This is a genomic window from Streptomyces sp. NPDC029836 (assembly GCF_055574495.1).
On record NZ_JBVHZI010000005.1, the window covers coordinates 355,954 to 380,628 of the forward strand.

A 24,675-nucleotide genomic window follows, 5' to 3' on the forward strand; every position below is an offset into this window, starting at 1 on the left:
CCTACTGAAGACAACCGCTGGAGACGCCCGGTGAGTTCCCCAGATCCGCAGGCTCGCGCGCCGCACGACGCCGAAAACCACCCCGAGCACGGCGACAACGCCCCCGGCGTTCGCCAGCCGCGAAACCAGGCCGAACCCCGACGACACAGTCCGGTGATCGCGGTGACCGGCGCCGCATCCGGCGTCGGCGCGGCCCTGGTGGCCCGTCTCGCCGCATCCGACGAGGTCAAGCAGGTCGTCGCCATCGACGAGCGGCGCGGGGACTGCGCCGAGGCCCACTGGCACCTCCTCGACGTGCGCGACCCCGCCATCGCCGAGAAACTGCGCGGCGCCGACGTCGTCGTCCACCTCGCGCTGGACCTCGACCTGGAAACCGACCCCGCGACCCGTACGGCGTACAACGTACGCGGCACCCAGACCGTGCTGACGGCCGCCGCCGCCGCCGGCGTGCACCGGGTCGTGCTGTGCACCTCCGCCATGGTCTACGGCGCCCTCCCGGACAACGACATCCCGCTCGCCGAGGACTCCGAGCTGCGCGCCACCGCCGAGGCCACCGGCGTCGGCGACCTCCTGGAGATCGAGCGCCTGGGCCGCAGGGCCCCGCGCGCGCACCCCGGGCTGAACGTGACGGTGGTCCGCCCGGCGGTCCTCGTCGGCGGTACCGACACCGCGCTGACCCGCTACTTCGAGTCCCCGCGCCTGCTCGTCGTCGCGGGATCCCGGCCCACCTGGCAGTTCTGCCACGTCGATGACCTGGTCAGCGCCCTGGAGTACGCGGCCCTGGAGAAGGCCGAGGGCGAGCTGGCCGTCGGCTGCGAGGGCTGGCTGGAGCAGGAGGAGGTGGAGGAGCTGAGCGGAATCCGCCGCATGGAGCTCCCCTCGGCGGTCGCCCTGGGCGCCGCCGCCCGGCTGCACCGGATCGGCCTGACCCCGTCCCCGGCCGGGGACCTCGCGTACACGATGCACCCGTGGGTGGTCAGCGTCAGCGGGCTGCACGCGGCGGGCTGGCGGCCGCGCTGGACCAACGAGGAGGTGCTCGCCGAACTGCTCCAGGAGGTGTCGGGCCGGCACACCGTCGCGGGCCGCCGGCTGGGCCGCAAGGACGCCGCCACGGCAGCCGGAGCCGCCGGAGCGACGGTCGCCCTGCTCGGCGCGGCCGCAGCGGTCCGCCGCGCCCGCAAGCGACGCGGGATCTGACGCCCCCGGCGGAGCCCGCGCCCGCCCGGCGGGCCCGCGCCCGGGCCGTTCCTGTAGGAGGCTCCCAACCGGGCGGGCCCGCGCCGGGCGAATCGGCTATACCGCCGTGTCAACGGCTGAGGCACGATGGATGACATGGCACCGCACTTCGACCACCCAGGTGAGCAGGCCGCTCCGGACCCGATCCGGCTGCTCGACATCCGTGAGACCCCGCTCTCGATCGACGAGGTCTTCAAGGCCGTCGGCGACGATTCGACGGGAGGCACGACCCTGTTCGTCGGGACGGTGCGCAACCACGACGCCGGCGCCGACGTCGACTCCCTCGGCTACTCCTCCCACCCGACGGCGGAGGCCGAGATGCGCCGCGTCGCCGAGCGCGTCGTCGCCAAGTACCCGGTCCGCGCCCTCGCCGCCGTCCACCGCGTGGGGGACCTGTCCGTCGGTGACCTGGCCGTCGTCGTCGCCGTCTCCTGCCCGCACCGCGGCGAGGCCTTCGAGGCCTGCCGGATGCTGATCGACGACCTCAAGCACGAGGTCCCCATCTGGAAGCACCAGACCTTCAGCGACGGCACCGAGGAATGGGTCGGCGCCTGCTGAAAACGGCCGTACGGCCTCCCAAGCCCCCGGACGCGGGGCTTCCCCCGCATGGGGGTAGCCTCACACCCGTTCGGCCGCGCAACACGCCCTCGATTTGCGTAACCCCTTTCCGGGCACGAGCGTTGAAGCCACCAACGACACGTACTTTCGGGGCAGGGAGGCACGTTCATGGCATCACTGGCGTGGTTGCTCATTCCGCTGTTCGCCGCGATCGGCGCCGCGATATGGGGCAGCTGGGCGGCTCGCGACCGCACGCAGGGCGACATATCCGAACTCGCCGGTTACGCGAGATTCCGCGAGGCCATGGGCAAGGCCGATCAGGCCCCTACGAAGGAAAAGGCGCACTCCGGTTCCGACGCCGTCTGAGCGTCCCGGTGCTCCCGCTGAGAATCCGCTGAGAGTTCGGGCGCCCGGCCCCCGTACGGACCGGCCCCAGGGGCCGCCCTCCGAGGCCGTCCCGTACTGTCGATTCATGCCACGCCGCACCGCGACGATGCTCGCCTCCACCCTCATGCTGTTCGTGTTGCTCTGCGTCGGGGTGTTCATCAAGGTCCCGTACTCCGAGATGAGCCCGGGCCCCACGGTGAACACGCTCGGCGACTCGCACGGCGAGCCGGTCCTGAGCATCTCGGGGCACAAGACGTACCCGACCACCGGTCACCTCAACATGACCACGGTCCGCGTCACCGGCGCCGATTACGACATGAACCTGCTGGAAGCGGTGTACGGCTGGGCGGCCGGCGACAACATCGTCGTACCCCACGAGAACCTCTACCCGAACGGCAAGACGGACAAGGAATCGACGCAGGAGAACGCCGAGGAGTTCAGCCAGTCGCAGGAGAGCGCCAAGGTGGCCGCGCTCAAGCAGCTCGGCATCCCGGTCAACGCCCGCGTCATCGTCTCCTCCGTGGTCAAGGGCGGTCCCTCCGAGGGCAAGCTGCATGCCGGAGACGTGATCAAGTCCGTCGACGGCGCCCAGGTCACCGACCCCGCCGACGTGGCCAAGCTGGTCACCAAGCACAAGCCCGGCGAGCCCGTCGAGTTCACCGTCGTGCCCGCGGCGGACGCCGCTGAGGCGGAACGCGCGAACCGCGAGCCCACCACCTCGGCCAAGATCACGATCACCGCGGGCAAGGCGGAGGACGACGGCCACGCGATCGTCGGCATCCGGGCCGGGACCGACCACACCTTCCCGTTCCCGATCGACATCAAGCTCGCCGACGTCGGCGGCCCCAGCGCCGGCCTGATGTTCGCCCTGGGCATCGTCGACAAGCTCAACCCGGAGAACCTGACCGGCGGCAAGTTCGTCGCGGGCACCGGAACCATCGACGACAGCGGCAAGGTGGGGCCGATCGGCGGCATCCAGATGAAGACCATCGGAGCCCGCCAGGCCGGGGCCGCATACTTCCTGACCCCGGCCGAGAACTGCGCGTCCGCCGCCTCCCACGTCCCCGACGGGCTGACCCTGATCAAGGTCTCCACCATCGACGACGCGACGAAGTCCCTGCAGAAGCTCTCCAAGGGCGACACCGCCGGCCTCCCGCGCTGCACCGCTTCCTGAATCGCGGCTCGGCCGTCCGGGCGCGGCGCCCCGGGGCCCGCGCCCGACCCGCCCGTCCTAGTCGAGGAAGGTCGCGGCGAGGGCCTCGGCCAGCCCCGGCACCAGGGTCGCGCCCGTCAGCACCTCGTTGGAGGAGTCCTTCTCCCGCAGCCGCACGGCGGACTCCCGCGAACCGTCGCGCAGCACGCCCACGGTCAGCCGGACCTCCTGCCGGTCCGGGTGTGCGGCGACCCACTTCGCCAGCTGCTTGTCGCTCAAACCCTCCGGTACGGAGGCCTCCGCGGACGGCGGCAGCATCAGCCGCTCCACCGTCAGGGCGCAGCCGACGATCGCGGCGGGCCACGCGATGGTTCCCAGGAACTTGTCCAGCGGCGTCCCGGCCGGTACGGAGTCCTGCTCGATCGGGGTGAGCTGGCTCTTGCCGGTGTCGTCCTGGTCGAGGCCGAGCTGACGGGCCAGACCGGGCTCCTGCTTGCGCAGCCGGGCGGTGTCGACCAGGGCGAACAGCCGGGCCGGCTTGTCCCAGCCGAGGGTGGAGGCGTACTCGTCGATTTCGAGGACGGCACGGGTGAGCGGGGTGGCGGCCATCGGCGTGCCGGGGGAAGGCGAAAGGTTGGACATGGACAACATCCTGCCTCCTTTCCCCCGGTTACCGGGAACTGACTAAAGCCTCCGTAAGTTGCAAGAGTGGGCTCTACCATCGGGGACCCGGCTCAGCTCTTCCCGTACCGGACGCAGTACCCGGACGCAGTACCCATATTCAGTACCCAGACTCAGCGACTTTCGAGGTGCGCACCTTGGCTTTCCAGATGCCGGACCGCGGCGGAGGCCCCTCCGGGCCACGGATGAGAGTCGGCCGCCCCTCCCGGCGTGCCCGGACTCTTCTGACGACCTTGGGCGTCCTGGCCGTCCTGGCCATGGCGTTCATCATGTTCGCCGGATTCTGGACGGACTGGCTCTGGTTCCGCTCCGTCAAGTACTCCACCGTCTTCACCACCACCCTGTGGACCAAGATCGGGCTCTTCGCCGTCTTCGGCCTGCTGATGGCCGGTGCCGTCGGGCTGAACATTTGGCTGGCGCACCGACTGCGCCCGCCGCTGAGCGCGATGTCGCTGGAACAGCAGAGCCTCGACCGCTACCGGATGAGCATCGCGGCGTACAAGAAGTGGCTGCTCCTGGCCATCGCCGTGATCATCGGACTGATCGCGGGCGCTTCGGCGGCCGGCCAGTGGAAGACCTGGCTGATGTACGTCAACGGGGTGCCCTTCGGGCGCAAGGACCCCCAGTTCAATCTGGACGTGTCCTTCTACACCTTCGACCTGCCCTGGTACCGCTTCCTGCTCGGCTTCGGCTTCGCCGCGGTCGTGCTGTCGGTGATCGCCGCAGTCGTCGTGCACTACCTGTACGGCGGCCTGCGCGTGACCAGCCCGGGCGCCCGCGCCACCGCCGCGGCGACCGGACACCTGTCGGTGCTCCTCGGTCTCTTCGTCACCCTGAAGGCCATCGCGTACTGGCTCGACCGGTACGGCCTCGCGGTGAAGTCCAGCGACTTCAAGGCCGCCGACAACTGGACCGGCCTGCGGTACGTCGACGCGAACGCCTACCTCCCGGCGAAGACCATCCTGGTGGCGATCGCCGCGATCTGCGCGGTCCTCTTCTTCGCCACCCTGTGGCGCCGCACCTGGCAGCTGCCGGTCATCGGCTTCGGCCTGATGGTCCTCTCGGCGATCCTGATCGGCGGGCTCTACCCGGCGATCGTGCAGAAGTTCCAGGTCCAGCCGAACGAGCAGGCCAAGGAATCGCCGTACGTCGAGAAGAACATCAAGGCGACGCGCGACGCCTACGGGATCGCCGGGTCCGAGGTCAAGGACTACCCGGGCACCCCGCAGACGCAGGACCGGACCAAGCTGCGCAGCGCGGCCGACACCACGGCCAGCGTCCGCCTGCTCGACCCGAACATCGTCTCGCCGGCCTTCCAGCAGCTCCAGCAGGTCAAGGGCTACTACGGCTTCCCGTCCACGCTCGCCGTGGACCGCTACAGCGGCCAGGACACGGTGATCGGGCTTCGCGAGCTGAACATCGGCGGCATCCCGAAGAACAACTGGATCAACGACCACTTCAAGTACACCCACGGCTACGGCGTGGTCGCCGCCAAGGGCACCACCGTCGGTGACCAGGGCGCCCCCGACTTCACCCAGTCCGACCTGCCCTCCAAGGGCATGTTCGGCACGGACTTCGAGCAGCGCATCTACTACGGCGAGCAGACGAAGCAGTACTCGATCGTCGGCGGACCGCAGAAGGAGCTCGACTACTCGGACGACAAGGGCGAGAAGGAGACGAGCTACAAGGGCAACTCGGGCGTCAACCTCGACAACCCGCTCAACCGCGCCGCGTACGCCCTGTCCTTCAGCGAGCCGCAGATCCTGTACTCCGGGGCCATCGGCGAAGGCTCGCGGATCCTGTACAACCGCACGCCGAAGGACCGCGTCGAGGCGGTCGCCCCGTGGCTGACCATCGACGGCGCTCCCTACCCGGCCGTCATCGGCAAGCGGGTCGTCTGGATCGTCGACGCGTACACGACCACCAACGGCTACCCGTACGCCTCGCGGACCACGCTGGGCCGGAGCACCGCGGACTCGCTGACCAACAGCCAGCGCGCGGTGGTGGCCCAGGAGAACCAGGTCAACTACATCCGCAACTCGGTGAAGGCCACCGTCGACGCGTACGACGGCACGGTCAACCTGTACCAGTGGGACACCGAGGACCCGGTCCTGAAGACCTGGATGAAGGCGTTCCCGGGCACGGTCAAGACCAAGAGCGAGATCTCCAAGCCGCTCATGGACCACCTGCGCTACCCGCAGGACCTCTTCAAGGTCCAGCGCGAGCTGCTCACCCGGTACCACGTCACCGACCCGCAGACCTTCCTCAGCGGCAGTGAGGCCTGGGCCGTCCCGGACGACCCGACGACCAAGGCCGGCACGGCGGTCCCGCCGTACTACCTGTCGATGAAGATGCCGGACCAGAAGGAGAAGGACCAGGTCTTCTCCCTCACCACGACGTTCACGCCGAACGAGCGGCCCAACCTCAGTGCCTTCATGGCGGTCAACGCCGATCCGGGCACCCCGGACTACGGCAAGATCAGAATCCTGAAGATGCCGACGAGCAAGCCGCCGGACGGTCCCGGACAGGTGCAGAGCAAGTTCCAGTCCGAACCGAAGATCGCCGAGTCGATCCGCCTCCTGCGCGGTGGTGACTCGGAGATCGAGTACGGCAACCTGCTCGCGGTACCCCTGGACGGCGGCATGCTCTACGTGGAGCCGGTCTACGTCCGCAGCTCCGGGCTCAAGTACCCGCTGCTGCGCAAGGTGCTGGTGACCTACGGCGGCCAGACGGCCTTCGAGGACACCCTCGACAAGGCGCTGAACGTGGTCTTCGGCGCCGAGGCACCCACCGTGCCCACGACGCCGACCAACCCGGACCAGCCGCCGGGCGACGGTACGCCGCAACAGCCCGTACCCCAGGACCCGACGGTCAAGGCGGCCCTCTCCGACGCGCAGAAGGCCGTCGAGGAGGCCGACAAGGCCATGAAGGCCGGCGACTGGTCCGCCTACGGCAAGGCCCAGGACGACCTGGAGGCCGCGCTGAAGCGGGCGATCGACGCCGAGGCCAAGGCGCCGGCCCCCAAGCCGACCGGCTAGCGCCACGCGGTCAGGGCTCCGTCCCGCGTCGTGATACTGTGGTTTCACCGACGCGGGGTGGAGCAGCTCGGTAGCTCGCTGGGCTCATAACCCAGAGGTCGCAGGTTCAAATCCTGTCCCTGCTACTGAAGACGAAGGCCCGGATCCAATGGGATCCGGGCCTTCGTCATGCCCGGACCGGCTCGCGGGGAGCCGTGCGGGGTGATTCGCAGAACACGGGGTCACTGGGGCGGGTGAGTTGGGGCCGCAGCGTGTTTGACTTGTCTCTCTGTGGGCATGTCGACAAAACGCTGTAGTGACCTCACTGGCTGCGACATACCAGGTGTACGCGGGTAGCAGGTGATGCGACGATGGGATTTATGGGGGACAGGTCAACTCTGCTGGAGACAGGGCGGTTTGTGAGGGCGGAGACCGAGTCGGTCACGGAAACCGGTGGGGCGGCTCAGGTCGTTGACGCTCACAACGCGCTGACCGACGCGGCGTTCGCGGAAGAAGCGTTCGGAGAGGCCGAGGCAGCCACCGACGCCGAGTTGGAGGCACGCCACCGGGTGGCCGCCGACAAGGGCGACCCCGGAGCCATGAGCGTGCTCGGGGCCCTCCTCCTGCGCCGCGGTGACCTCGCCGGTGCCGAACCCTACCTGCGCGGCGCCACCGGGGAAGGGGACCGCGCCGCCGCGAACAACCTCGGAGTCCTCCTGCACCAGCGCGGCCACCCCGACGAGGCGGCCGGCTGGTGGCGGGTCGCCGCCGTCGCCGGGTCCGCCCCCGCCGCGCACGCCCTCGGCCGCCACTACCGCGAGCGCGGGGACGAGCCCGCCGCCGAGTACTGGATGCGCCAAGCGGCGGAGTCCGGCCACGCCCTGGGCGCCTACGGGCTGGCCGACCTGCTGGAACACCGCGGGGACAAGGGCGTCGAGCGCTGGTTCCGGGCCGCCGCCGAGCAGGGACACCGCGAAGCGGCGTACCGGCTGGCACGGCACCTGCGCAAGGGTGACCCCAAGGAGGCGGAGCAGTGGTACCGGCAGGCCGCCGCGCGCGGCCACCGGCGGGCCGGCCTGCACCTGGGCGCCCTGCTGGAGGCACGCGGCGAGCTGAAGGAGGCCGGTCGCTGGTACCTCAGCTCCGCGAAGCAGGGCGAGGCCCGAGCGGCCTGCGCCCTCGGCTTCCTGCTGCGCGACGCCGGGGACGAGGAGAGCGCGGCGACCTGGTGGCACCGGGCCGCGCAGGACGGCGACGGGAACGCCGCGAACGCGCTCGGCGCGCTGCACGCCGCGCGCGGGGAGACCCAGACCGCGGAGCGGTGGTACCGGGCCGCCATGGACGCGGGTGACCAGAACGGGGCGTACAACCTCGCTCTGCTGTGCGCCGCGCAGGACCGGACCGCGCAGGCCGAACAGTGGTACCGCCGGGCCGCGTACGCCGGACACCGGGAGGCCGCCAACGCCCTCGCGATCCTGCTCCTCCAGGGCGGGGACGCGGCCGGCGCCGAACCCTGGTTCTCCAAGGCCGCCGAGGCCGGCAGCGTGGACGCCGCCTTCAACCTCGGGATCCTCTTCGCCAGTCGGGACGAGGACCGCACGGCGCTGAAGTGGTACGAGCGGGCCGCCGCGGCCGGGCACACCGACGCGGCGCTCCAGGTCGGCATCGCCCTCGTGCGCGACGGCGAGGAGCGGGCCGCCGAACGGCACCTGCGCTGCGCGGCCGGCGGCGGCAGCGCGGAGGCGGCCTTCCGGCTGGCCTCGCTCCTGGAGTCGCTGGCCCCGCCGCCGGAGCCGGTGGCGCTGGGGGAGCCGGCGGGCGGGGCCGCGCGGACCGAGAGCGAGGAATGGTACGAGCGGGCCGCCGAGCAGGGGCACCGCCGGGCCCAGGTGCGCGTCGGGATGCTGGCCGCCGCCCGGGGCGACCTGGCGGTGGCGGCCCGGTGGTACCGGGAGGCGGCGGAGGCCGGCTCGCGCAACGGCGCTTTCAACCTCGGGCTGCTGCTGGCCCGCGAGGGCAGCGAGCCGGAGGCCGCCCTGTGGTGGACCCGCGCGGCGGTCGCCGGCCACGGCCGGGCCGCCCTGCGGCTGGGGCTGCTCGCGGCCCGGCACGGGGACCTCTCGGAGGGGCAGAAGTGGTGCGTGCGGGCCATGGAGCTCGGCCCGGCGGAGGTGTCGGAGCGTGCGGCCCGGCTGCGGGACGCGCTGGCCGAGGAACTCTCCGCCTGACCGGAGGCCCGGACCGGCCGGGCGATCGGGCCGGGCGATCGAGCTGGGCGAGCGGGTCGGGCGATCGGGCTGGGTGATCCGGTGCCCGAGGGGCGCCCGTCCGGGCCCCGCGCGCCCCGTTCGGGTGCACCCGTTAACCGATTTGCATCTGCCGTCGGCCTCCCCGTACAGTGAGGTTTACCGACGCGGGGTGGAGCAGCTCGGTAGCTCGCTGGGCTCATAACCCAGAGGTCGCAGGTTCAAATCCTGTCCCCGCTACTGAAGGCTCAAGGCCCGGATCCCATGGATCCGGGCCTTGAGTCGTTTCCGGATGCAAGTCCGGACGTGCGGAGCAAAAGAAGCGGCGCCGGTCGGGACGCGTACGTCCCGACCGGCGCCGCCGTTCGTGCTGATGCCTTCGTGTGCGTGCGGCTACGCGCCCGCGCAGTTCGGGCACACCCCGCGGTACGTCACCTCGACCGCCGAGACCACGAAGCCGAAGCGCTCGCCGTCCGGCAGGTCGGCCAGCGGGTCGCCCGCCGGGTGCACGTCGCGGATGGCGCCGCACTGGCCGCAGACCAGGTGCTGGTGGGGCCGATGGGCGTTCGGGTCGTACCGCTTGGCGCGCCGGTCCGTCGAGACTTCCAGGACCTCGCCGAGGCTCACGAGCTCGCCCAAGGTGTTGTAGACCGTGGCTCGAGAGATCTCGGGCAGTTTCGTCACGGCGCGCGCGTGCACCTCGTCCGCCGTCAGGTGGACGTGGTCGCCATCGAGCACTTCGGCGACGACGCGCCGCTGTGCCGTCATGCGCCAGCCGCGTCCGCGAAGTCGTTCCAGCAAGCGGTCACTCATGGGCGCCAGCCTAACAGCGAGGGCGATTCGGTGTAGATCCCGAACCGGTGCGGAATTGGATTCTTGCTTGACTTAGACAATGTCCATTGTAGGATCGGTTACGAAGCACCAAGGACAGGACAGCAGTGATGACGCAGGAGGCGCACGTGACGCAGGGACCGCTCACCACGGAGGCCGGGGCTCCGGTCGCCGACAACCAGAACAGTGAGACCGCCGGCATCGGCGGACCGGTTCTCGTCCAGGACCAGCTCCTCCTGGAGAAGCTCGCCCACTTCAACCGCGAGCGCATCCCGGAGCGCGTGGTGCACGCGCGCGGCGCCGGCGCCTACGGCACGTTCACCCTCACCCGTGACGTCTCCCGGTGGACCCGGGCGAAGTTCCTCTCCGAGGTCGGCAAGGAGACGGAGACCTTCCTGCGGTTCTCCACCGTCGCGGACAGCCTCGGCGGCGCCGACGCCCGTCGTGACCCCCGCGGCTGGGCGCTGAAGTTCTACACCGAAGAGGGCAACTACGACCTCGTCGGCAACAACACCCCGGTCTTCTTCATCCGGGACGCCATCAAGTTCCCCGACTTCATCCACACCCAGAAGCGCGACCCGTACACGGGCTCGCAGGAGCCGGACAACGTCTGGGACTTCTGGGGCCTGTCGCCCGAGTCGACGCACCAGGTGACCTGGCTGTTCGGTGACCGCGGCATCCCGGCGTCCTACCGCCACATGAACGGCTACGGCTCGCACACGTTCCAGTGGAACAACGAGGCCGGCGAGGTCTTCTGGGTCAAGTACCACTTCAAGACCGACCAGGGGATCAAGAACCTCACCCAGGCCGAGGCCAACGCCCTCGCCGGTGACGACCCGGACTCCCACCAGCGCGACCTGCGCCAGTCGATCGAGCGCGGCGACTTCCCGTCCTGGACCGTCCAGGTCCAGATCATGCCGGCGGCCGAGGCGGCCGAGTACCGCTTCAACCCGTTCGACCTCACCAAGGTGTGGCCGCACGAGGACTACCCGCCGATCGAGATCGGCAAGCTGGAGCTCAACCGCAACCCGGAGAACGTCTTCGCCGAGGTCGAGCAGTCGATCTTCAGCCCGGCGCACTTCGTCCCCGGCATCGGTCCCTCCCCGGACAAGATGCTCCAGGGCCGTCTCTTCGCGTACGGCGACGCCCACCGCTACCGCGTCGGCATCAACGCCGACCACCTGCCGGTGAACCGTCCGCACGCCACCGAGGCGCGCACCAACTCCCGGGACGGCGCCCTGTACGACGGCCGCCACAAGGGTGGCAAGAACTACGAGCCCAACAGCTTCGGCGGGCCCTTCCAGACGGACCGGCCGCTGTGGCAGTCCACCCCGGTCACGGGCGGCACGGGCAACCACGCCACCCCCTCGCACTCCGAGGACGACGACTTCGTCCAGGCGGGCAACCTCTACCGCCTGTACTCGGAGGACGAGAAGACCCGTCTGATCGAGAACCTCTCCGGCTTCATCGCCAAGGTCTCGCGCGACGACATCGCCGAGCGGGCCATCAACAACTTCCGCCAGGCGGACGGTGACTTCGGCAAGCGGCTGGAAGCCGCGGTCCAGGCCCTTCGCGGCTGATCGGTCCGCTCGCCGTAGCAGGCCGCCGGGCCGGAACCCCCAGTCGGGGGCTCCGGCCCGGCGGCCGTTTTCGGGTGCGGGCACGGGGCCGCGCGTACCGGTGCTCGGGCGGGCGGGGGCTAGGCGGGGACCGTAGGACGCGCCGGCGCCCAACAGCGGACGACGTCGCGGACGGACACGATGCCCACCGGGCCGCCGTCCTCCAGCACGATCAGGTGACGGAAGCCGCCGTGGACCATGGCCTCGGCGGCTTCCCGCAGGGTGGCGTCCGGGGTGCAGAAGACCACGTTGTTGGTGGTGTGGGCGCCCACGGACTCGCGGTCGGGATCGTGCCCCGCGCCGAGGGAGTTGAGGATGTCGCGCTCGGTCAGGATGCCTATGCCGCTGTGGTCGGGATCGAGGACGACGGCCGCGCCGACGCGCCGGCCGGACATCAGGCAGGCCGCCTGACGCAGGGTGTGCGCGGGTCCGAGGGTGAGGATCACGGTGCTCATGGCGTCACGGACGAGCATGGAGAGAGCCACCTCCTGGGGTGAGCCCCCGCTTGGGTGGGTGCGTCGGCGCGGCACTCCTTCGAGAAATGCTTCACAAGCGCACAAGCGGGGGGATCCTCAGATTCCCACGAGGCCGGAGGCTCAACAAGGGGGCGTGCCCGGCGTACTCACCGGCGCGCGGCGCGGTCGGTCCGGCGCCGCGCGTTCGGCGCCGCGCGTTCGGGGTGGGGTGCCGGGCGCCGCGGGTCAGGCGCGCGGCCGGAGCAGGTCCAGCATCTCCTCGTGCAGCAGGCCGTTGGAGGCGGCGGCGTTCCCGCCGTGCACCCCGTCCGTCCCGTCCAGGTCGGTGAAGCGGCCGCCCGCCTCCTGGACCACGACCGCCAGCGCGGCCATGTCCCACAGGCTCAGCTCGGGTTCGGCGCACAGGTCCAGCGAACCCTCGGCGACCATCATGTACGGCCAGAAGTCGCCGTAGCCGCGGGTGCGCCAGCACGCGCGGGTCAGGTCCAGGAAGCCGGGGAGCCGGCCCTGCTCCTCCCAGCCGCCCAGCGAGGAGTACGCGAACGAGGCGTCGCCCAGGGTCGCCACCTTCGACACCCCCAGGGGCGTGGTGTCGCCGAGCGCGCCGCCCGTGAAGGCCCCCGAGCCCTGGGCGGCCCACCAGCGGCGGCCCAGCGCGGGGGCGGAGACCACGCCGACGACCGGCCGGAACACCCCGTCGGCGTCCTCGGTCATGAGGGAGATCAGCGTCGCCCACACGGGGACCCCGCGCACGTAGTTCTTCGTACCGTCGATCGGGTCGACGACCCAGCGGCGCGGGCCCTCGCCCTTGAGGCCGTACTCCTCGCCCAGGATCGCGTCGGAGGGCCGCGCGGCCAGGATGCCGGCCCGGACGATCTCCTCGGTGGCGGTGTCCGCCTCGCTCACCGGGGTCATGTCGGGCTTCGTCTCGACCGCCAGATCGAGGGCGCGGAAGCGCCGCATCGTGGCGACGTCGGCGGCGTCGGCGAGCTCAAGGGCAAGGCGCAGGTCATCGTCATACTCGGGCATGTCCGAACAGTATCGACACTCCCGCGGACCGGCGAACGGGTCCCACGGTGCGGCCGGGAGGCGCCCTTGACAGAACCTGTCGCTCCGTCAACTCTGGCGGGGAAGCCTATCGGGGGGAGCGGGCGATGCCTGCGGCGCGCGAGTCCTTGCTGCGAGCGGCGGAAGCCGCCCTGTCCGCCCAGCCCTGGCCCGCCGTGCGGATGACCGAGGTGGCGGCCGTCGCCGGGGTGTCCCGGCAGACCCTCTACAACGAGTTCGGCGGGAAAGCCGGCCTCGGCCGGGCGCTGGTGCGCCGCGCCGCCGACCGGTACCTCGACGGCGTGGACCGGGCCCTGCGCCCCGAGGCCCTGATCCCCGGGACAGCCCGGGGGTCGGCCTGCGCCGCCGAACGGCTCGCCGCCGTCGCCGAGTGGACCGTACGGGAGGCCCGGGCGCAACCCCTCGTACGGGCCCTGCTGACCGGGTGCTGGGACGGGGCGTTGCCCTCGCCGCCCACGATGGGGTTACGGCCGGGGCAGGCGGCGCCCGGCCCCGCGGAGCTGGTCCGCGCCGTCAGCGAGCGGGCCGCGACCGCGCTCGCGCCGGAACCGGCGCAACGCTGCGAGCTCGTCGTACGGCTCGCGCTCTCCTACGTCCTCGCGCCCGGCGCGGACGACGCCGGCCCCGGCCGGCTGCTGCGGCTCACGGGGGCGGGGCCCGCCGGGGCGGCGGTCGGAGGAGCGGCGGTCGGAGGGGCCGCCCTCAGTGGGCCGAACCGGACAGCTGGAGTCCGATGACGCCCAGGATGACCAGCGAGATCGAGACGAGCTTCAGGGTGGAGACCAGGTCGCCCAGGAAGACCATGCCGTAGATCGCGGTACCGGCCGCGCCGATCCCCGTCCACACCGCGTACGCCGGCCCCACGTCCAGCTTCTTGAGCGCGAGCGTCAACAGTCCGAAGCTGCCGAGCGCGAAGCACGCGAACGCGACGGTGGGCCACAGGCGGGTGAACCCGTGGGACAGCTTGAGGCAGACCGCGAAACCGGTCTCCAGGAGTCCGGCGACCACGACCAACAGCCACGCCATGGCTTGTGCCTCCCCGCGTCAGGTGACGTCGTGTCACTTGGTGCGATGAGCATTTATCCCGATGTGACCTCGGGTAAACCCGGGCCCGCCCCGCCGCACGGCCCCGCGGCGGCGGTCAGTCGCCCTCGCGCCGCTCCCGCGTCTGCAGCAGGCGGCGCAGCGAGTACAGCCGCGCCGGGTCGGCGTGGCCCTTCTCCACCCAGGCGTCGAGCGCGCAGTCCTGCTCGTCGTGGCTGCACGCCCGCGGGCACTCCTCCGTCCCCGGCACCAGGTCCGGGAAGGCCAGGATCACCCGGGAGGGGTCCACGTGGTGCAGGCCGAAGGAGCGCACGCCGGGGGTGTCGATGACCCAGCCGTCGCCGGAGGGCAGCGGCAGGGCCAGCGCGGAGGTCGTGGTGTGCCGGCCGCGGCCGGTGACCGCGTTGACGTGGCCGGTGGCGCGCTGGCGGCCCTCGGCCACCAGCGAGTTGACCAGCGTGGTCTTGCCGACGCCCGAATGTCCGACGAAGGCGGTGATCCGGCCGTTCAGCCGCTCGCGCACCCGCTCGGCCGCGTCGCCCGTCGCCAGCTCCTCGCGGTTGGTGACGACGTAGTTCAGGCCGAAGGTCGAGTAGATCTCCAGGATCTTGTCGGCGGAGGTCAGGTCGGACTTGGTGAGGACGAGCAGCGGCTCCAGCCCCGCGTCGTACGCGGCCACCAGGCAGCGGTCGATCATCCGGGGTCGGGGCTCCGGATCGGCCAGGGCCGTGACGATGGCCAGCTGGTCGGCGTTGGCGACGACCACCCGTTCGTACGGGTCGTCGTCGTCCGCGGTGCGCCGCAGGACCGACTTGCGCTCCTCGATCCGCACGATCCGGGCCAGGGTGTCCTTGTTGCCGGTCAGGTCGCCGACGATCCAGACCCGGTCACCCACCACCGCGGCCTTGCGGCCGAGCTCGCGCGACTTCATGGCGTGGACGGTCCGGTCCTCGACCAGACAGGTCAGCCTGCCGCGGTCGACGGTCAGGACGAAGCCCTCCGAGGCGTCCTCGTGCTTGGGCCGGATGTTCGTCCGCGGCCGGTTGCCCTTGGGGTTCGGGCGCTGGCGGATGTCGTCCTCGTCGGTGTGCTTGCCGTACCTGCGCATGACGGGCCCTACGCTCCCGCTCCCGGCGCTTCGCCGAGCATGTCCGCCCACATCGCCGGGAAGTCCGGGAGGGTCTTCGCGGTCGTCGCCACGTTCTCGATCTCCACGCCCTTCACCGCGAGGCCGATCACCGCGCCCGCGGTGGCCATGCGGTGGTCGTCATAGGTGTGGAAGACGCCGCCGTGCAGCGGGCGGGGCCGGATGTGCAGGCCGTCGGCGGTCTCGGTGACGTCGCCGCCGAGCCCGTTGATCTCCGCCGTCAGGGCGGCCAGGCGGTCCGTCTCGTGCAGCCGCAGGTGCTGGACGCCGCGCAGGATCGACTCCGAGTCGGCCAGCGCGGCGACCGCCGCGATGCCGGGGGTCAGCTCGCCGACCTCGCCGAGGTCGACGTCGATGCCGTGGATCCCGCCGGAGCCGGTGAAGACCAGGCCCGCGTCGGTCAGCTCGCAGGAGCCGCCCATCTCGGTGAAGATCCGGCGCAGCGCGTCACCGGGCTGGGTGGTGCGGCGCGGCCAGTCCGGGATGGTGACCGTACCGCCCGTGATCAGCGCCGCCGCCATGAACGGCTGGGCGTTGGACAGGTCCGGCTCGACGACCATGTCGCGGCCGAGCAGCGCGCCGGGCGTGACCCGCCACACGTTCTTCTCGCCCCCGGCCTCGGGGGTGTCGACCTGGGCGCCGGCCGCGCGCAGCATCTCCACCGTCATCCGGATGTGCGGCATCGACGGCAGCGTCGAGCCGGTGTGCCGGACCTCGACGCCCTGGTTGAAGCGCGGGGCGGAGAGCAGCAGCGCGGAGACGAACTGGGAGGAGTTGGAGGCGTCGATCTCGACCGTGCCGCCCTCCAGGGCCCCGGCGCCCTGGACGGTCATGGGCAGCGCGCCCCGGCCGTCGTCGTCGATCCGGGCGCCGAGGGCGCGCAGGGCGTTGATGACCTCGCCGAGGGGACGCTCGTAGGACCGCGGGTCGCCGTCGAAGCGGATGTCGCCGGTTGCCAGGGTGGCGACGGGCGGCAGGAAGCGCATGACCGTGCCCGCGTTGCCGACGTCGACGGTGGCCGGGCCGTGCAGGCCGGCGGGGATGATCCGCCAGGCCTCGCCGCTGTCCCCGTCGGCGGAGCTGGAGGCGACGGTCTCCTCGATGCCGACGCCGAGCGCGCGCAGCGCGTCCGACATCAGCCGGGAGTCGCGCGAGCGCAGCGGACGGCGGACCCAGCCGGGTTCGGCGGCGAGGGAGGCGAGCACGAGCGCGCGGTTGGTGACCGATTTGGAACCCGGCACGGTGACGGTGGCGTGGACGGCCCCGTCCGCTAGGGGGGCGGGCCAGAGGGCGTGGAGCGAGGGGGTCTCGGTCATGGCCTCCACTTTAGTGGCTTCCCCGGACCCCGGATCTTGATCGCTGCGCCGTCTCAGAGGCCGAGAAGTCGGGTTCCGCCCCCGACGAGCGAGGACAGCGCGACGACGTGGAAGAACAGCAGCCACACGACGGGGTGCACGTGGGTGAGCCGCCCCAGCTGGTCGGCGTCGGAGTCGGGGGCCCCGCCGTGCCGGCGCTTGGCCTGGAGCTCGAAGACCGGTCGGACGCCACCCAGCAGCAGGAACCACACCACCGCGTACGCGAACACCGCCTGCACCTCGGACGGCGCGAACCAGGACACCAGGACGAAGACGGCGCCGGTCAGCACCACCGTCAGCACCCCGTACGCGTTGCGGATCATGATCAGCATCCCGACCAGCAGGGCGGTGGCCAGCCACAGCAGCAGCGTGATCCGGTGCGCCGAGAGCAGCACGGCCCCGCCGAGGCCCAGCAGGGACGGCGCCGTGTACCCGGCGGCGGCCGTCAGGATCATGCCGAGTCCGTAGGGCTTGCCGCGGCTGACGGTGACCCCGCTGGTGTCGGAGTGCAGGGTGATCCCGTCGAGCCGACGTCCGGACAGCAGGGCGATCAGGCCGTGGCCGCCCTCGTGGGCGATGGTGACCGCGTTGCGGGCGACCCGCCACACCGGCCGGACGGCGACCACGGCCAGCGCGACCAGGCCCGCGGCGACCACCAGCCGCCAATCCGGCTCCGTCTGTATCCCGGTGAGGCGGTCCCAGATGCCGGCCGTCGTGGTGCTGTCCATGAAGTGGCGAACTCCTTGCGGTGGTGGGCGGGTGCCATGGCAGTGTGTCAGCCATGTGCGGAAGGTTTGCGGCGAGTCGTACGCCCGAGGAGTTGGCGGGGACATTCGGCGTCGAGCGGTGGGAGCCGAGCGAGACGTTGGCACCCGACTGGAACGTGGCTCCGACCAAGGAGGTCCACGTCGTCCTCGACCGTCCCCTCAAGGACGCGGCGGATCCGCGTCCGGTTCGCCAGCTGCGGAGCCTGAAGTGGGGGCTCGTGCCGTCCTGGGCCAAGAGCCCCCAGGGCGCCGCCCGGATGATCAACGCGCGGTCGGAGACCCTGCACGAGAAGCCGTCCTTCCGCCGCCCCTTCGCGCAGCGCCGCTGCATCGTCCCCGCCGACGGCTACTACGAGTGGGTCACCGCCCACGACGAACGGCAGCTGGAGGTGGAGGGTAGGAAGAAGCGGGCGCGCAAGCAGCCGTACTTCGTGCTCCCCACCGACGGCTCGGTCTTCGCGATGGCCGGCCTCTACGACTTCTGGCGCGACCGGACCCTGCCCGACGAGCACCCCCTGGCCTGGTGGGTGACCTGCTCGGTGATCACCGCCGAGGCCGAGACCGGCCCGCTGGGCGTGGCGCCGGCCGAGGGGCCGAAGTCGCTGTCCGACATCCACCCGCGGATGCCGCTGATGCTCACCCCGGACCGCTGGGACGCCTGGCTGGACCCGGCCCGCGGCGACGAGGCCGAGCTGCGGGACCTGCTGACGCCGCCACCGGGCGGGCTGATGCGGGCCTACCCGGTGTCCACCGCCGTCAGCAACGTCCGCAACAACGGGCCGGAACTGCTGGGCGAGCTCGCGGCGCCGGAGGAGGGCACGCTCTTCTGACCCGGCGGGAGCGGGCGGGACCGACCGATTCCGACTCCGGCTCCGGCTCCGACGCCGGCTCGGGCTCCGACGCCGGCTCGGGCTCCGACGCCGACTCCGCCCCGACGCGGCCCGGCCCCGCCCGGCCCGGCTCGACGGCCGCGACCCGGCATGATCGGCCCCATGACACCACAGCGCGCCGTGACCACCGAGAGCGTCGACACCCCGGCGGGCGAGGCCCGCATCACCTGGCACCCCGCCCGCGGGGCGCGGCTCGTCCTCGCCGTGAGCCACGGGGCCGGGGGCGGGATCGAGGCCCGCGACCTCCAGGCCCTGGCCGCGGCCCTGCCGCCGCTGGGGGTGAGCGTCGCCCTGGTGGAGCAGCCCTGGCGGGTCGCCGGGAAGAAGGTCGCCGCCGCCCCCAAGGTGCTGGACGAGGGCTGGCGGGGCCTGTGGCCCGCCCTGGCCCGGCCCGGGCTGCCGGTGGTGGCGGGCGGGCGCAGCGCCGGAGCCCGGGTGGCCTGCCGGACCGCCGCCGAGCTGGACGCGGCCGGGGTGCTCGCCCTGGCCTTCCCGCTGCACCCGCCGGGCCGGCCCGAGAAGTCCCGGGCCGCGGAGCTGCTGGGCGCCGACCGGCCCGTCCTGGTGGTGCAGGGCGGCCGGGACCCGTTCGGGAGGCCCGAGGAGTTCCCGGAGCCGGCCGGGCAGGACCCGTACGAACTGGTCGGGGTGCCGTACGGCGACCACGGTTTCGCGGTGCCGAAGAAGGCCGGACCGACGCCGGAGGAGACCCTCGCCGTGATCACCGCGGCGGTGGCCGCGTGGCTCGGCCGGCTCAGTGCGCGGCCATGACCTGACACATGTGGGGGTGATCCCGCTCACCCGCTTCCGCCCGCGCACCGAAAGGGCCGGAAAAGGCGTACGGGGCCCGGGAATGCGGGGCCCCGGGGGCCTGTTGTGGGGAGTGTCGGTACACACGGGAAACACGTCGGAGGAGAGGGACCGCATGGCCCAGGTCATCAGCCAGAACCGTCCGCAGGCCGCTGACCTGGACTGGACCGTTCTGCCCGGCCCCAAGCGCAGTTCGCTTCGGGCGGCGGAAGGCCGGGATGGTCGACTATTCTCCGATTCGAGCGGATCCGCTTTCGGAGCCGCCACGCTGTCGGAGGAGGTGGGTCCTGTCGCTGGGACCGACGAAGGCCAGGCGCAGGAGACTACTCCGGAGCGCAATGCGCGCTTCGAGCGGGACGCCCTCGGCTACCTCGACCAGATGTACTCCGCCGCGCTGCGCATGACGCGCAATCCGGCCGACGCCGAGGACCTGGTCCAGGAGACGTACGCGAAGGCGTACGCGTCCTTCCACCAGTTCCGCGAGGGCACCAACCTCAAGGCATGGCTGTACCGCATTCTGACCAACACGTTCATCAACTCCTACCGCAAGAAGCAGCGCGAACCGCAGCGCAGTGCGGCGGAGGAGATCGAGGACTGGCAGCTGGCGCGCGCCGAGTCGCACATGTCGACCGGATTGCGTTCGGCGGAATCGCAGGCGCTCGATCACCTGCCCGATTCCGATGTGAAGGAAGCGCTCCAGGCCATTCCGGAGGAGTTCCGCATCGCGGTCTATCTTGCCGACGTAGAAGGCTTTGCGTACAAGGAGATCGCGGACATCATGGGTACACCCATCGGTACGGTCATGTCGCGACTGCACCGTGGCCGCCGTCAACTCCGCGGAATGCTGGAGGACTATGCCCGTGAGCGCGGGCTGGTTCCCGCCGGCGCGGGAGAGTCGAACGACCTGAAAGGCTCGGGCTCATGAGCTGCGGAGAGCCGCACGAGACGGAGTGCGCGGAGGTCCTGGACCATCTCTATGAGTTCCTGGACCACGAGATGCCGGACAGTGACTGCACGAAGTTCGAGACGCACTTCGGCGAGTGCAATCCCTGCTTGGAGAAGTACGGCCTGGAACAGGCCGTCAAGAAGCTGGTGAAGCGCTGCTGCGGTTCGGACGACGTGCCGTCCGATCTGCGGTCCAAGGTGATGGGTCGGATCGAGCTGATCCGCTCGGGCCAGGCCGTCCCCGATCACGACGTCACCGCGGGGCCCGCCCCCGGCTGAAGAACCGCCGGCCCGAGCGCCGGCGGCTGAATTGGTCGCTGCTTCAACAACCGCCCCCGGAAGGGCACTTCGTTCACCCGAAGGTGCTAATCCGGGGGCGTTCGCACGGCGCAAAGCGCAAAGGGGCCACGCTCCGTTCGGAGGCCGCCCTATTCTCCCCTCCCGGTACCGATGTGATTCCGGTACCCGGCCTGTGCGTCACGGGGGAGGAGAGCGCCATGCGGGTACTACCGCCGGCCGCCCGCGTCTGCGTCCTGTCCGCGGTCCTCGCCGCCCTCGCCTGTGTCGCCCCGGCCGTGACGGACGCCGCCACGCCGTGGGACGTGGTCGCGCCGGCGGCCGCGCTCTACCTCGGCTGCGAACTCGTCCGGATCTGCCCCCTGCCGGGACACCGGGTCCCCGAGGGCATCGGCTCCTTCTTCCCCGTCGTGCTGGCCGCGGTGTTCCTGCTGCCGCCCGCCGCCGCCGCGCTCGTGGCCGTGCCCGGGGGACTCGCGCAGCTGGTGGTCGAGCGGCCCGTCGGGGTGCGGCGGGTGTGGCACGCCGCCCAGCAGGCGCTGGCCGCCTGGGTCGCCGGCCGGCTCTTCGGACTCCTCGGCGGCCGCCGGGCGCTGGGGGCCGCGGCCGGCTCGGGCGGCGGGGGCTCCGGATCCCCGAGCGGCGCCGGAGGCGCCGGCGACCCGGCCGGGTGGCCGGCCGACTTCCCGTACGCGATGCTCCCCGCGACGGCCGCCGCCGTCGCCTTCTGCCTCGTCCTGACCGCCCTCGACGGGATCGTCCTCGCCGCCGCCGAGCGCCGCCCCGCCGGCGCCGCCTGGCGCGGCCTGCTCACCCGCTCCCTCCTGCCGCACTGCGTCCACGGCCTCGCCGGACTGATGATGGCCGTCATGTGGCACAGCCCGTACGGGCTCCCGGCCGCGCTGCTCGTCCTGCTGCCGATGTACATCTCCTGCTGGGTCTTCGCCCAGTACCACCGCGAGCACGCCGCCCACCAGGCCACGATCCGGGCCCTCGTCCAGGCCGTCGACATCAAGGACCGCTACACCCGCGGTCACAGCGAGCGGGTCGGGCAGGCCTCCGCGATGATCGCCCGGGAGCTGGGCATGGCCGGGGACCGGCTGGAGACCGTCCGCATCGCCGGGATCCTGCACGACGTCGGCAAGCTCGGCGTCCCCACCCGACTGCTGCGCAAGGACGGACCACTGACCCCCGAGGAGCGCCGCGTCATCGAGCTGCACCCGGAGTACGGGCACGAGATGGTGCGCGGCATCGCCTTCCTCGGGGAGGCCCGGTCGGCGATCCTGCACCACCACGAACGGGTCGACGGCACGGGCTACCCGTACGGGCTGAACGGGGAACAGATCCCGGTGCTGGCCCGGGTGGTGGCGGTGGCCGACTCCTTCGACGCGATGACCTCGACCCGTTCCTACAGCCGGGCCCGCCCGGTGCCGGTCGCCCTGGCCGAGCTGGAGCGGTGCGCGGGCTCCCAGTTCGACCCGGCGATGGTCGAGGCCCTGGTGGGCGCCATCGGCCGGCACGGCTGGCATCCGGTGGTCACCTCCGACGACGACCTCCAGGTCATCGGCCCCGCCGCCGCCCCCGGGCTGCCGCCGCAGGGCCGCGAGGGCGGCCCGCCGCGGCCGGACGTCGGGACCGGCGCCGGGGATTCCGGGGCGCGGGGGGCCCGGCCCGGGGCGGCCGGGCCCGGCGACGGCGCCGGCGGTCGGGGCGTGCGGTGAGGGCCGCCGGCGTACGGGTGATCCGCGCGGCCGCCGCCCTGGTGGCCCTGGCCGGACTCGCCCACACCCTGTGGAGCGGCGTCGCCGACCCCGGCGTCGCCCTCGCCTTCGCCGTCCTCATCACGGTCGGCGAACTGGCCCGCCGGCACCCCGGCCCCGCCCCGCGCGCCGGCGGGGGCGGTGAACCGGCCGGGCCGCCGCCGGCGCGCGACCGGCACCCGGCGCCGTTGGGCTCCGCCGGCGCGCTCGCCTACGCCCTGCTCGGCCAGAACGGCGGCCACTCCACCCACCACGGGGCCCTCCAGACCGTCACCGTCGTCGTCGCGGCGGCCCTCGTCGGGATCGTTCCGCACGTGGCCCGCGGTCGCGGGCCGGCCCTGGACCACGTGGCCCGCCGGGTGCTCACCGTCGCCTTCGCCGCCGTCTGCTTCCAGCCGCTCTACAACTCCGGGCGACTGGAGGAGTGGATCGGGCAGGGCCCGTACCTCGTCGCTTTCCTGTTGTTCCTGCTCGGCCTCACCGCGCTGTGCGACGCCGTGCTCGCCGCCGCCCTGGCGGCCGCCCGCACCGGCTGGCCGTACGGACCGGTGCTGCGCGACGAGCTGCGCGCCCAGCTCGGCATCGGCTCGGCGATCTGCGCGTCCGGGGTGGTCATGGCCCTCGGCGCGGCCGTGGCGGGCCTGTGGGCGCTGCCCGTGTTCAGCGTGCCGCTGCTGCTCACCCAAATGTCCTTCCACCGGATCACGGCCGTCCGCACCACCTACCGGCAGACGATCACCTCGCTGGCCCGGGCCACCGAGATCGCCGGGTACACCCCGCCCGGCCACGCGCGCCGGGTGGCCGCGCTGAGCCGCTCGGTCGGCCGGGAGCTCGGCCTCTCGGAGCGGGAGCTGACCGTGCTGGAGTACGCCGCCCTGATGCACGACATCGGTCAGCTGTCCCTCGTCGACCCGGTGCCCTCGGGCGCCACCGCCGAGCTGCCCGCCGCCGAGGCCCGCCGGATCGCCGAACTCGGTGGCGAGGTGGCCCGTCGCACGGGGGTCCCCGCCGAGGTGGCGGTGATCGTGGAGCGGCAGGCGGACCCGTACCGGGACCAGCCCGTCGCCGCCCGCATCGTGCGCGCGGTGAACGCGTACGACGACCTCGCCGGCGGGGCCCGTCACCCGGGCGGCTCCCTCGCGGCCCTGGAGCGGCTGCGGCTGGGCACCGGGCACGAGTACGAGCCCGGAGTCGTGGAGTCCTTGGCCCGGGTTCTGGCCAGGGGCGGGCGGAGCCGAGTCGTTTCCGTTCCACCGGGGTAACCCATGGGTAATGAGCGGGCGTCCGAGCGGGCATGGTTGGATGCAGTAGGAGTGTCCGTGAGGGTGTCCGCAAGGCTGCACCGTTGGACCGGCAGGCGGGAATCGTGAGGATCTTCGGGAAGGTACGGCATCGGCCCTCCGCCTCGTGGCGGCAAGCCACCGACCGCGCGTTCACGCTGATCGGTGACGGGCGGTACGAGGACGCGGGCGCGCTCCTGACCAGAGCGGCGGACCTGGAGCCCTGGTTGTCGGAGTCCTGGTTCAACCTGGCCCTGCTGCACAAGTTCCGCCACGACTGGGAGCAGGCACGGGCCGCGGGGCTGCGGGCGGTGGCGCTCCTGGACCGTGAGGCGGGCGCCCCGGACTGGTGGAACGTCGGCATCGCCGCGACCGCGCTCCAGGACTGGCCGCTGGCCCGCCGGGCCTGGCAGGCGTACGGGCTGAAGGTGCCCGGGGACCCGCACAGCAGCGCGGGGACCGGCGAGCCCGTCGGCATGGAGCTGGGCAGCGCCGCGGTGCGGCTGTCGCCCGAGGGCGAGGCCGAGGTCGTGTGGGGCCGCAGGCTCGATCCGGCCCGGATGGAGGTCCTCTCGATCCCGCTGCCCTCCTCGGGGCGGCGCTGGGGCGAAGTCGTCCTGCACGACGGGGTCCCGCACGGCGAGCGGGTCACCGCGGCCGGGCCCTCGTACCCCGTCTTCGACGAGATCGAGCTGTGGGCGCCCTCGCCGGTGCCGACCTGGGTGGTGCTGCTCGAAGCGGCCACCGAGGCCGACCGCAACGCGTTGGAGCAGCTGGCCTCGGACGCGGGCTTCGCCGCCGAGGACTGGTCCTCGTCGGTGCGGCTGCTGTGCCGGACGTGTTCGGAGAGCGCGATGCCGAGCGGCGAGGCCGCCGGCGACCACCTGGACCCGCACGACCACAGCGAGCCCGGTCACCCCGGCCCGCTGGGCCACCGCACGGCGGGCTCCGGTCCGCTGTGGGTGCCCGAGCGCGAATGCGGCATCGCCGCGCCGGCCGGCCTGGTGCGCGGGCTCCTGGACGGCTGGGTGGCCGACAGTCCGGACAGCCGGGAGTGGCGGGATCTCGAAGAAGTCTGCTGAGTGCGGGCCGTAGGCTGTACCGGTCA

The 24,675-nt window shown here is 72.2% G+C and carries 23 protein-coding genes and 2 tRNA genes; 17 read left to right on the forward strand and 8 right to left on the reverse strand.

What is annotated here, in order from left to right:
- Positions 1-30: 30 nt before the first annotated feature.
- The 4 genes from ACZ4XJ_RS18110 to ACZ4XJ_RS18125 all read left to right on the forward strand — a co-directional run bounded on the left by ACZ4XJ_RS18110 (position 31) and on the right by ACZ4XJ_RS18125 (position 3,355).
- Complete coding sequence (locus ACZ4XJ_RS18110) at positions 31-1,197, forward strand: SDR family oxidoreductase (RefSeq protein WP_362884169.1); 1,167 nt, start codon at positions 31-33, stop codon at positions 1,195-1,197.
- Positions 1,198-1,332: 135 nt separating this feature from the next.
- A complete protein-coding gene (locus tag ACZ4XJ_RS18115) occupies positions 1,333-1,794 on the forward strand; it encodes a molybdenum cofactor biosynthesis protein MoaE (RefSeq protein ID WP_362884167.1) in 462 nt (153 codons plus the stop codon).
- Positions 1,795-1,962: 168 nt separating this feature from the next.
- Entirely contained in the window at positions 1,963-2,160 is a 198-nt protein-coding gene (locus tag ACZ4XJ_RS18120; RefSeq protein WP_362884165.1) for a hypothetical protein, read from the forward strand.
- Positions 2,161-2,266: 106 nt separating this feature from the next.
- Complete coding sequence (locus ACZ4XJ_RS18125) at positions 2,267-3,355, forward strand: YlbL family protein (RefSeq protein ID WP_362884163.1); 1,089 nt, start codon at positions 2,267-2,269, stop codon at positions 3,353-3,355.
- 57 nt (positions 3,356-3,412) lie between these two features.
- Here ACZ4XJ_RS18125 and ACZ4XJ_RS18130 read toward each other — a convergent pair whose 3' ends face one another.
- Positions 3,413-3,985, reverse strand: a complete 573-nt coding sequence (locus ACZ4XJ_RS18130; protein WP_383995551.1) for a PPA1309 family protein — start codon at positions 3,983-3,985, stop codon at positions 3,413-3,415.
- Positions 3,986-4,164: 179 nt separating this feature from the next.
- Between ACZ4XJ_RS18130 and ACZ4XJ_RS18135 the strand changes: the two genes are divergently transcribed.
- The 4 genes from ACZ4XJ_RS18135 to ACZ4XJ_RS18150 all read left to right on the forward strand — a co-directional run bounded on the left by ACZ4XJ_RS18135 (position 4,165) and on the right by ACZ4XJ_RS18150 (position 9,518).
- Positions 4,165-7,053 (forward strand): UPF0182 family membrane protein, encoded by a 2,889-nt coding sequence (locus tag ACZ4XJ_RS18135; RefSeq protein ID WP_362884184.1) that lies wholly within the window; start codon positions 4,165-4,167, stop codon positions 7,051-7,053.
- A 51-nt stretch (positions 7,054-7,104) separates the two neighbouring features.
- Positions 7,105-7,178: transfer RNA gene (locus tag ACZ4XJ_RS18140), tRNA-Met, on the forward strand.
- A 225-nt stretch (positions 7,179-7,403) separates the two neighbouring features.
- On the forward strand, positions 7,404-9,260 hold the full coding sequence (locus ACZ4XJ_RS18145; RefSeq protein WP_362884160.1) for a tetratricopeptide repeat protein: 1,857 nt from the start codon (positions 7,404-7,406) through the stop codon (positions 9,258-9,260).
- Between the two features lie 184 nt (positions 9,261-9,444).
- Positions 9,445-9,518, forward strand: a tRNA-Met gene (locus tag ACZ4XJ_RS18150).
- Between the two features lie 153 nt (positions 9,519-9,671).
- Here the strand turns inward: ACZ4XJ_RS18150 and ACZ4XJ_RS18155 are convergent.
- A complete protein-coding gene (locus tag ACZ4XJ_RS18155; protein WP_362880732.1) occupies positions 9,672-10,091 on the reverse strand; it encodes a Fur family transcriptional regulator in 420 nt (139 codons plus the stop codon).
- 128 nt (positions 10,092-10,219) lie between these two features.
- Here ACZ4XJ_RS18155 and ACZ4XJ_RS18160 point away from each other — a divergent pair, with 128 nt between their 5' ends.
- Complete coding sequence (locus ACZ4XJ_RS18160; protein ID WP_362880730.1) at positions 10,220-11,689, forward strand: catalase; 1,470 nt, start codon at positions 10,220-10,222, stop codon at positions 11,687-11,689.
- A gap of 119 nt (positions 11,690-11,808) precedes the next feature.
- On the opposite strand, the gene ACZ4XJ_RS18165 is transcribed toward ACZ4XJ_RS18160, so the two are convergent.
- Both ACZ4XJ_RS18165 and hisN read right to left on the reverse strand, forming a co-directional pair.
- Positions 11,809-12,201 carry a CBS domain-containing protein gene (locus ACZ4XJ_RS18165; protein WP_362880728.1) on the reverse strand — a complete coding sequence of 131 codons (393 nt, stop codon included), beginning with the start codon at positions 12,199-12,201 and terminating at the stop codon, positions 11,809-11,811.
- 228 nt (positions 12,202-12,429) lie between these two features.
- The gene (gene hisN / locus ACZ4XJ_RS18170; protein WP_362880727.1) at positions 12,430-13,233 is read right to left on the reverse strand and encodes a histidinol-phosphatase; all 804 of its coding nucleotides are present in this window, start codon (positions 13,231-13,233) and stop codon (positions 12,430-12,432) included.
- Positions 13,234-13,358: 125 nt separating this feature from the next.
- On the opposite strand from hisN, the gene ACZ4XJ_RS18175 reads away from it, so the two are divergent.
- A complete protein-coding gene (locus ACZ4XJ_RS18175) occupies positions 13,359-14,009 on the forward strand; it encodes a TetR/AcrR family transcriptional regulator (RefSeq protein WP_362880725.1) in 651 nt (216 codons plus the stop codon).
- Here the strand turns inward: ACZ4XJ_RS18175 and ACZ4XJ_RS18180 are convergent.
- The 4 genes from ACZ4XJ_RS18180 to ACZ4XJ_RS18195 all read right to left on the reverse strand — a co-directional run bounded on the left by ACZ4XJ_RS18180 (position 13,975) and on the right by ACZ4XJ_RS18195 (position 17,546).
- Entirely contained in the window at positions 13,975-14,298 is a 324-nt protein-coding gene (locus tag ACZ4XJ_RS18180) for a DMT family transporter (RefSeq protein WP_030011402.1), read from the reverse strand. The genes ACZ4XJ_RS18175 and ACZ4XJ_RS18180 overlap by 35 nt on opposite strands.
- A 115-nt stretch (positions 14,299-14,413) precedes the next feature.
- The gene (gene rsgA / locus ACZ4XJ_RS18185) at positions 14,414-15,424 is read right to left on the reverse strand and encodes a ribosome small subunit-dependent GTPase A (protein ID WP_362880724.1); all 1,011 of its coding nucleotides are present in this window, start codon (positions 15,422-15,424) and stop codon (positions 14,414-14,416) included.
- Positions 15,425-15,432: 8 nt separating this feature from the next.
- Positions 15,433-16,779 carry a 3-phosphoshikimate 1-carboxyvinyltransferase gene (gene aroA, locus ACZ4XJ_RS18190; RefSeq protein WP_468496723.1) on the reverse strand — a complete coding sequence of 449 codons (1,347 nt, stop codon included), beginning with the start codon at positions 16,777-16,779 and terminating at the stop codon, positions 15,433-15,435.
- A 53-nt stretch (positions 16,780-16,832) separates the two neighbouring features.
- On the reverse strand, positions 16,833-17,546 hold the full coding sequence (locus ACZ4XJ_RS18195; protein WP_468496724.1) for a M50 family metallopeptidase: 714 nt from the start codon (positions 17,544-17,546) through the stop codon (positions 16,833-16,835).
- Positions 17,547-17,599: 53 nt separating this feature from the next.
- Here ACZ4XJ_RS18195 and ACZ4XJ_RS18200 point away from each other — a divergent pair, with 53 nt between their 5' ends.
- The 7 genes from ACZ4XJ_RS18200 (at position 17,600) to ACZ4XJ_RS18230 (ending at position 24,649) form a co-directional block, all read left to right on the forward strand.
- On the forward strand, positions 17,600-18,415 hold the full coding sequence (locus ACZ4XJ_RS18200; protein WP_468496725.1) for an SOS response-associated peptidase: 816 nt from the start codon (positions 17,600-17,602) through the stop codon (positions 18,413-18,415).
- A 162-nt stretch (positions 18,416-18,577) separates the two neighbouring features.
- Entirely contained in the window at positions 18,578-19,246 is a 669-nt protein-coding gene (locus ACZ4XJ_RS18205) for an alpha/beta hydrolase family protein (protein WP_468496726.1), read from the forward strand.
- Positions 19,247-19,565: 319 nt separating this feature from the next.
- Entirely contained in the window at positions 19,566-20,210 is a 645-nt protein-coding gene (locus ACZ4XJ_RS18210) for a sigma-70 family RNA polymerase sigma factor (protein ID WP_266576354.1), read from the forward strand.
- A complete protein-coding gene (gene rsrA / locus ACZ4XJ_RS18215) occupies positions 20,207-20,509 on the forward strand; it encodes a mycothiol system anti-sigma-R factor (RefSeq protein ID WP_136213975.1) in 303 nt (100 codons plus the stop codon). Before ACZ4XJ_RS18210 ends, rsrA begins: the two co-directional genes overlap by 4 nt.
- A 218-nt stretch (positions 20,510-20,727) precedes the next feature.
- The gene (locus ACZ4XJ_RS18220) at positions 20,728-22,248 is read left to right on the forward strand and encodes an HD-GYP domain-containing protein (protein ID WP_468496727.1); all 1,521 of its coding nucleotides are present in this window, start codon (positions 20,728-20,730) and stop codon (positions 22,246-22,248) included.
- Complete coding sequence (locus ACZ4XJ_RS18225) at positions 22,245-23,549, forward strand: HD-GYP domain-containing protein (RefSeq protein ID WP_362880714.1); 1,305 nt, start codon at positions 22,245-22,247, stop codon at positions 23,547-23,549. Before ACZ4XJ_RS18220 ends, ACZ4XJ_RS18225 begins: the two co-directional genes overlap by 4 nt.
- 104 nt (positions 23,550-23,653) lie before the next feature.
- Positions 23,654-24,649, forward strand: a complete 996-nt coding sequence (locus ACZ4XJ_RS18230) for a tetratricopeptide repeat protein (RefSeq protein WP_362880713.1) — start codon at positions 23,654-23,656, stop codon at positions 24,647-24,649.
- The last annotated feature ends 26 nt before the right edge of the window (positions 24,650-24,675 follow it).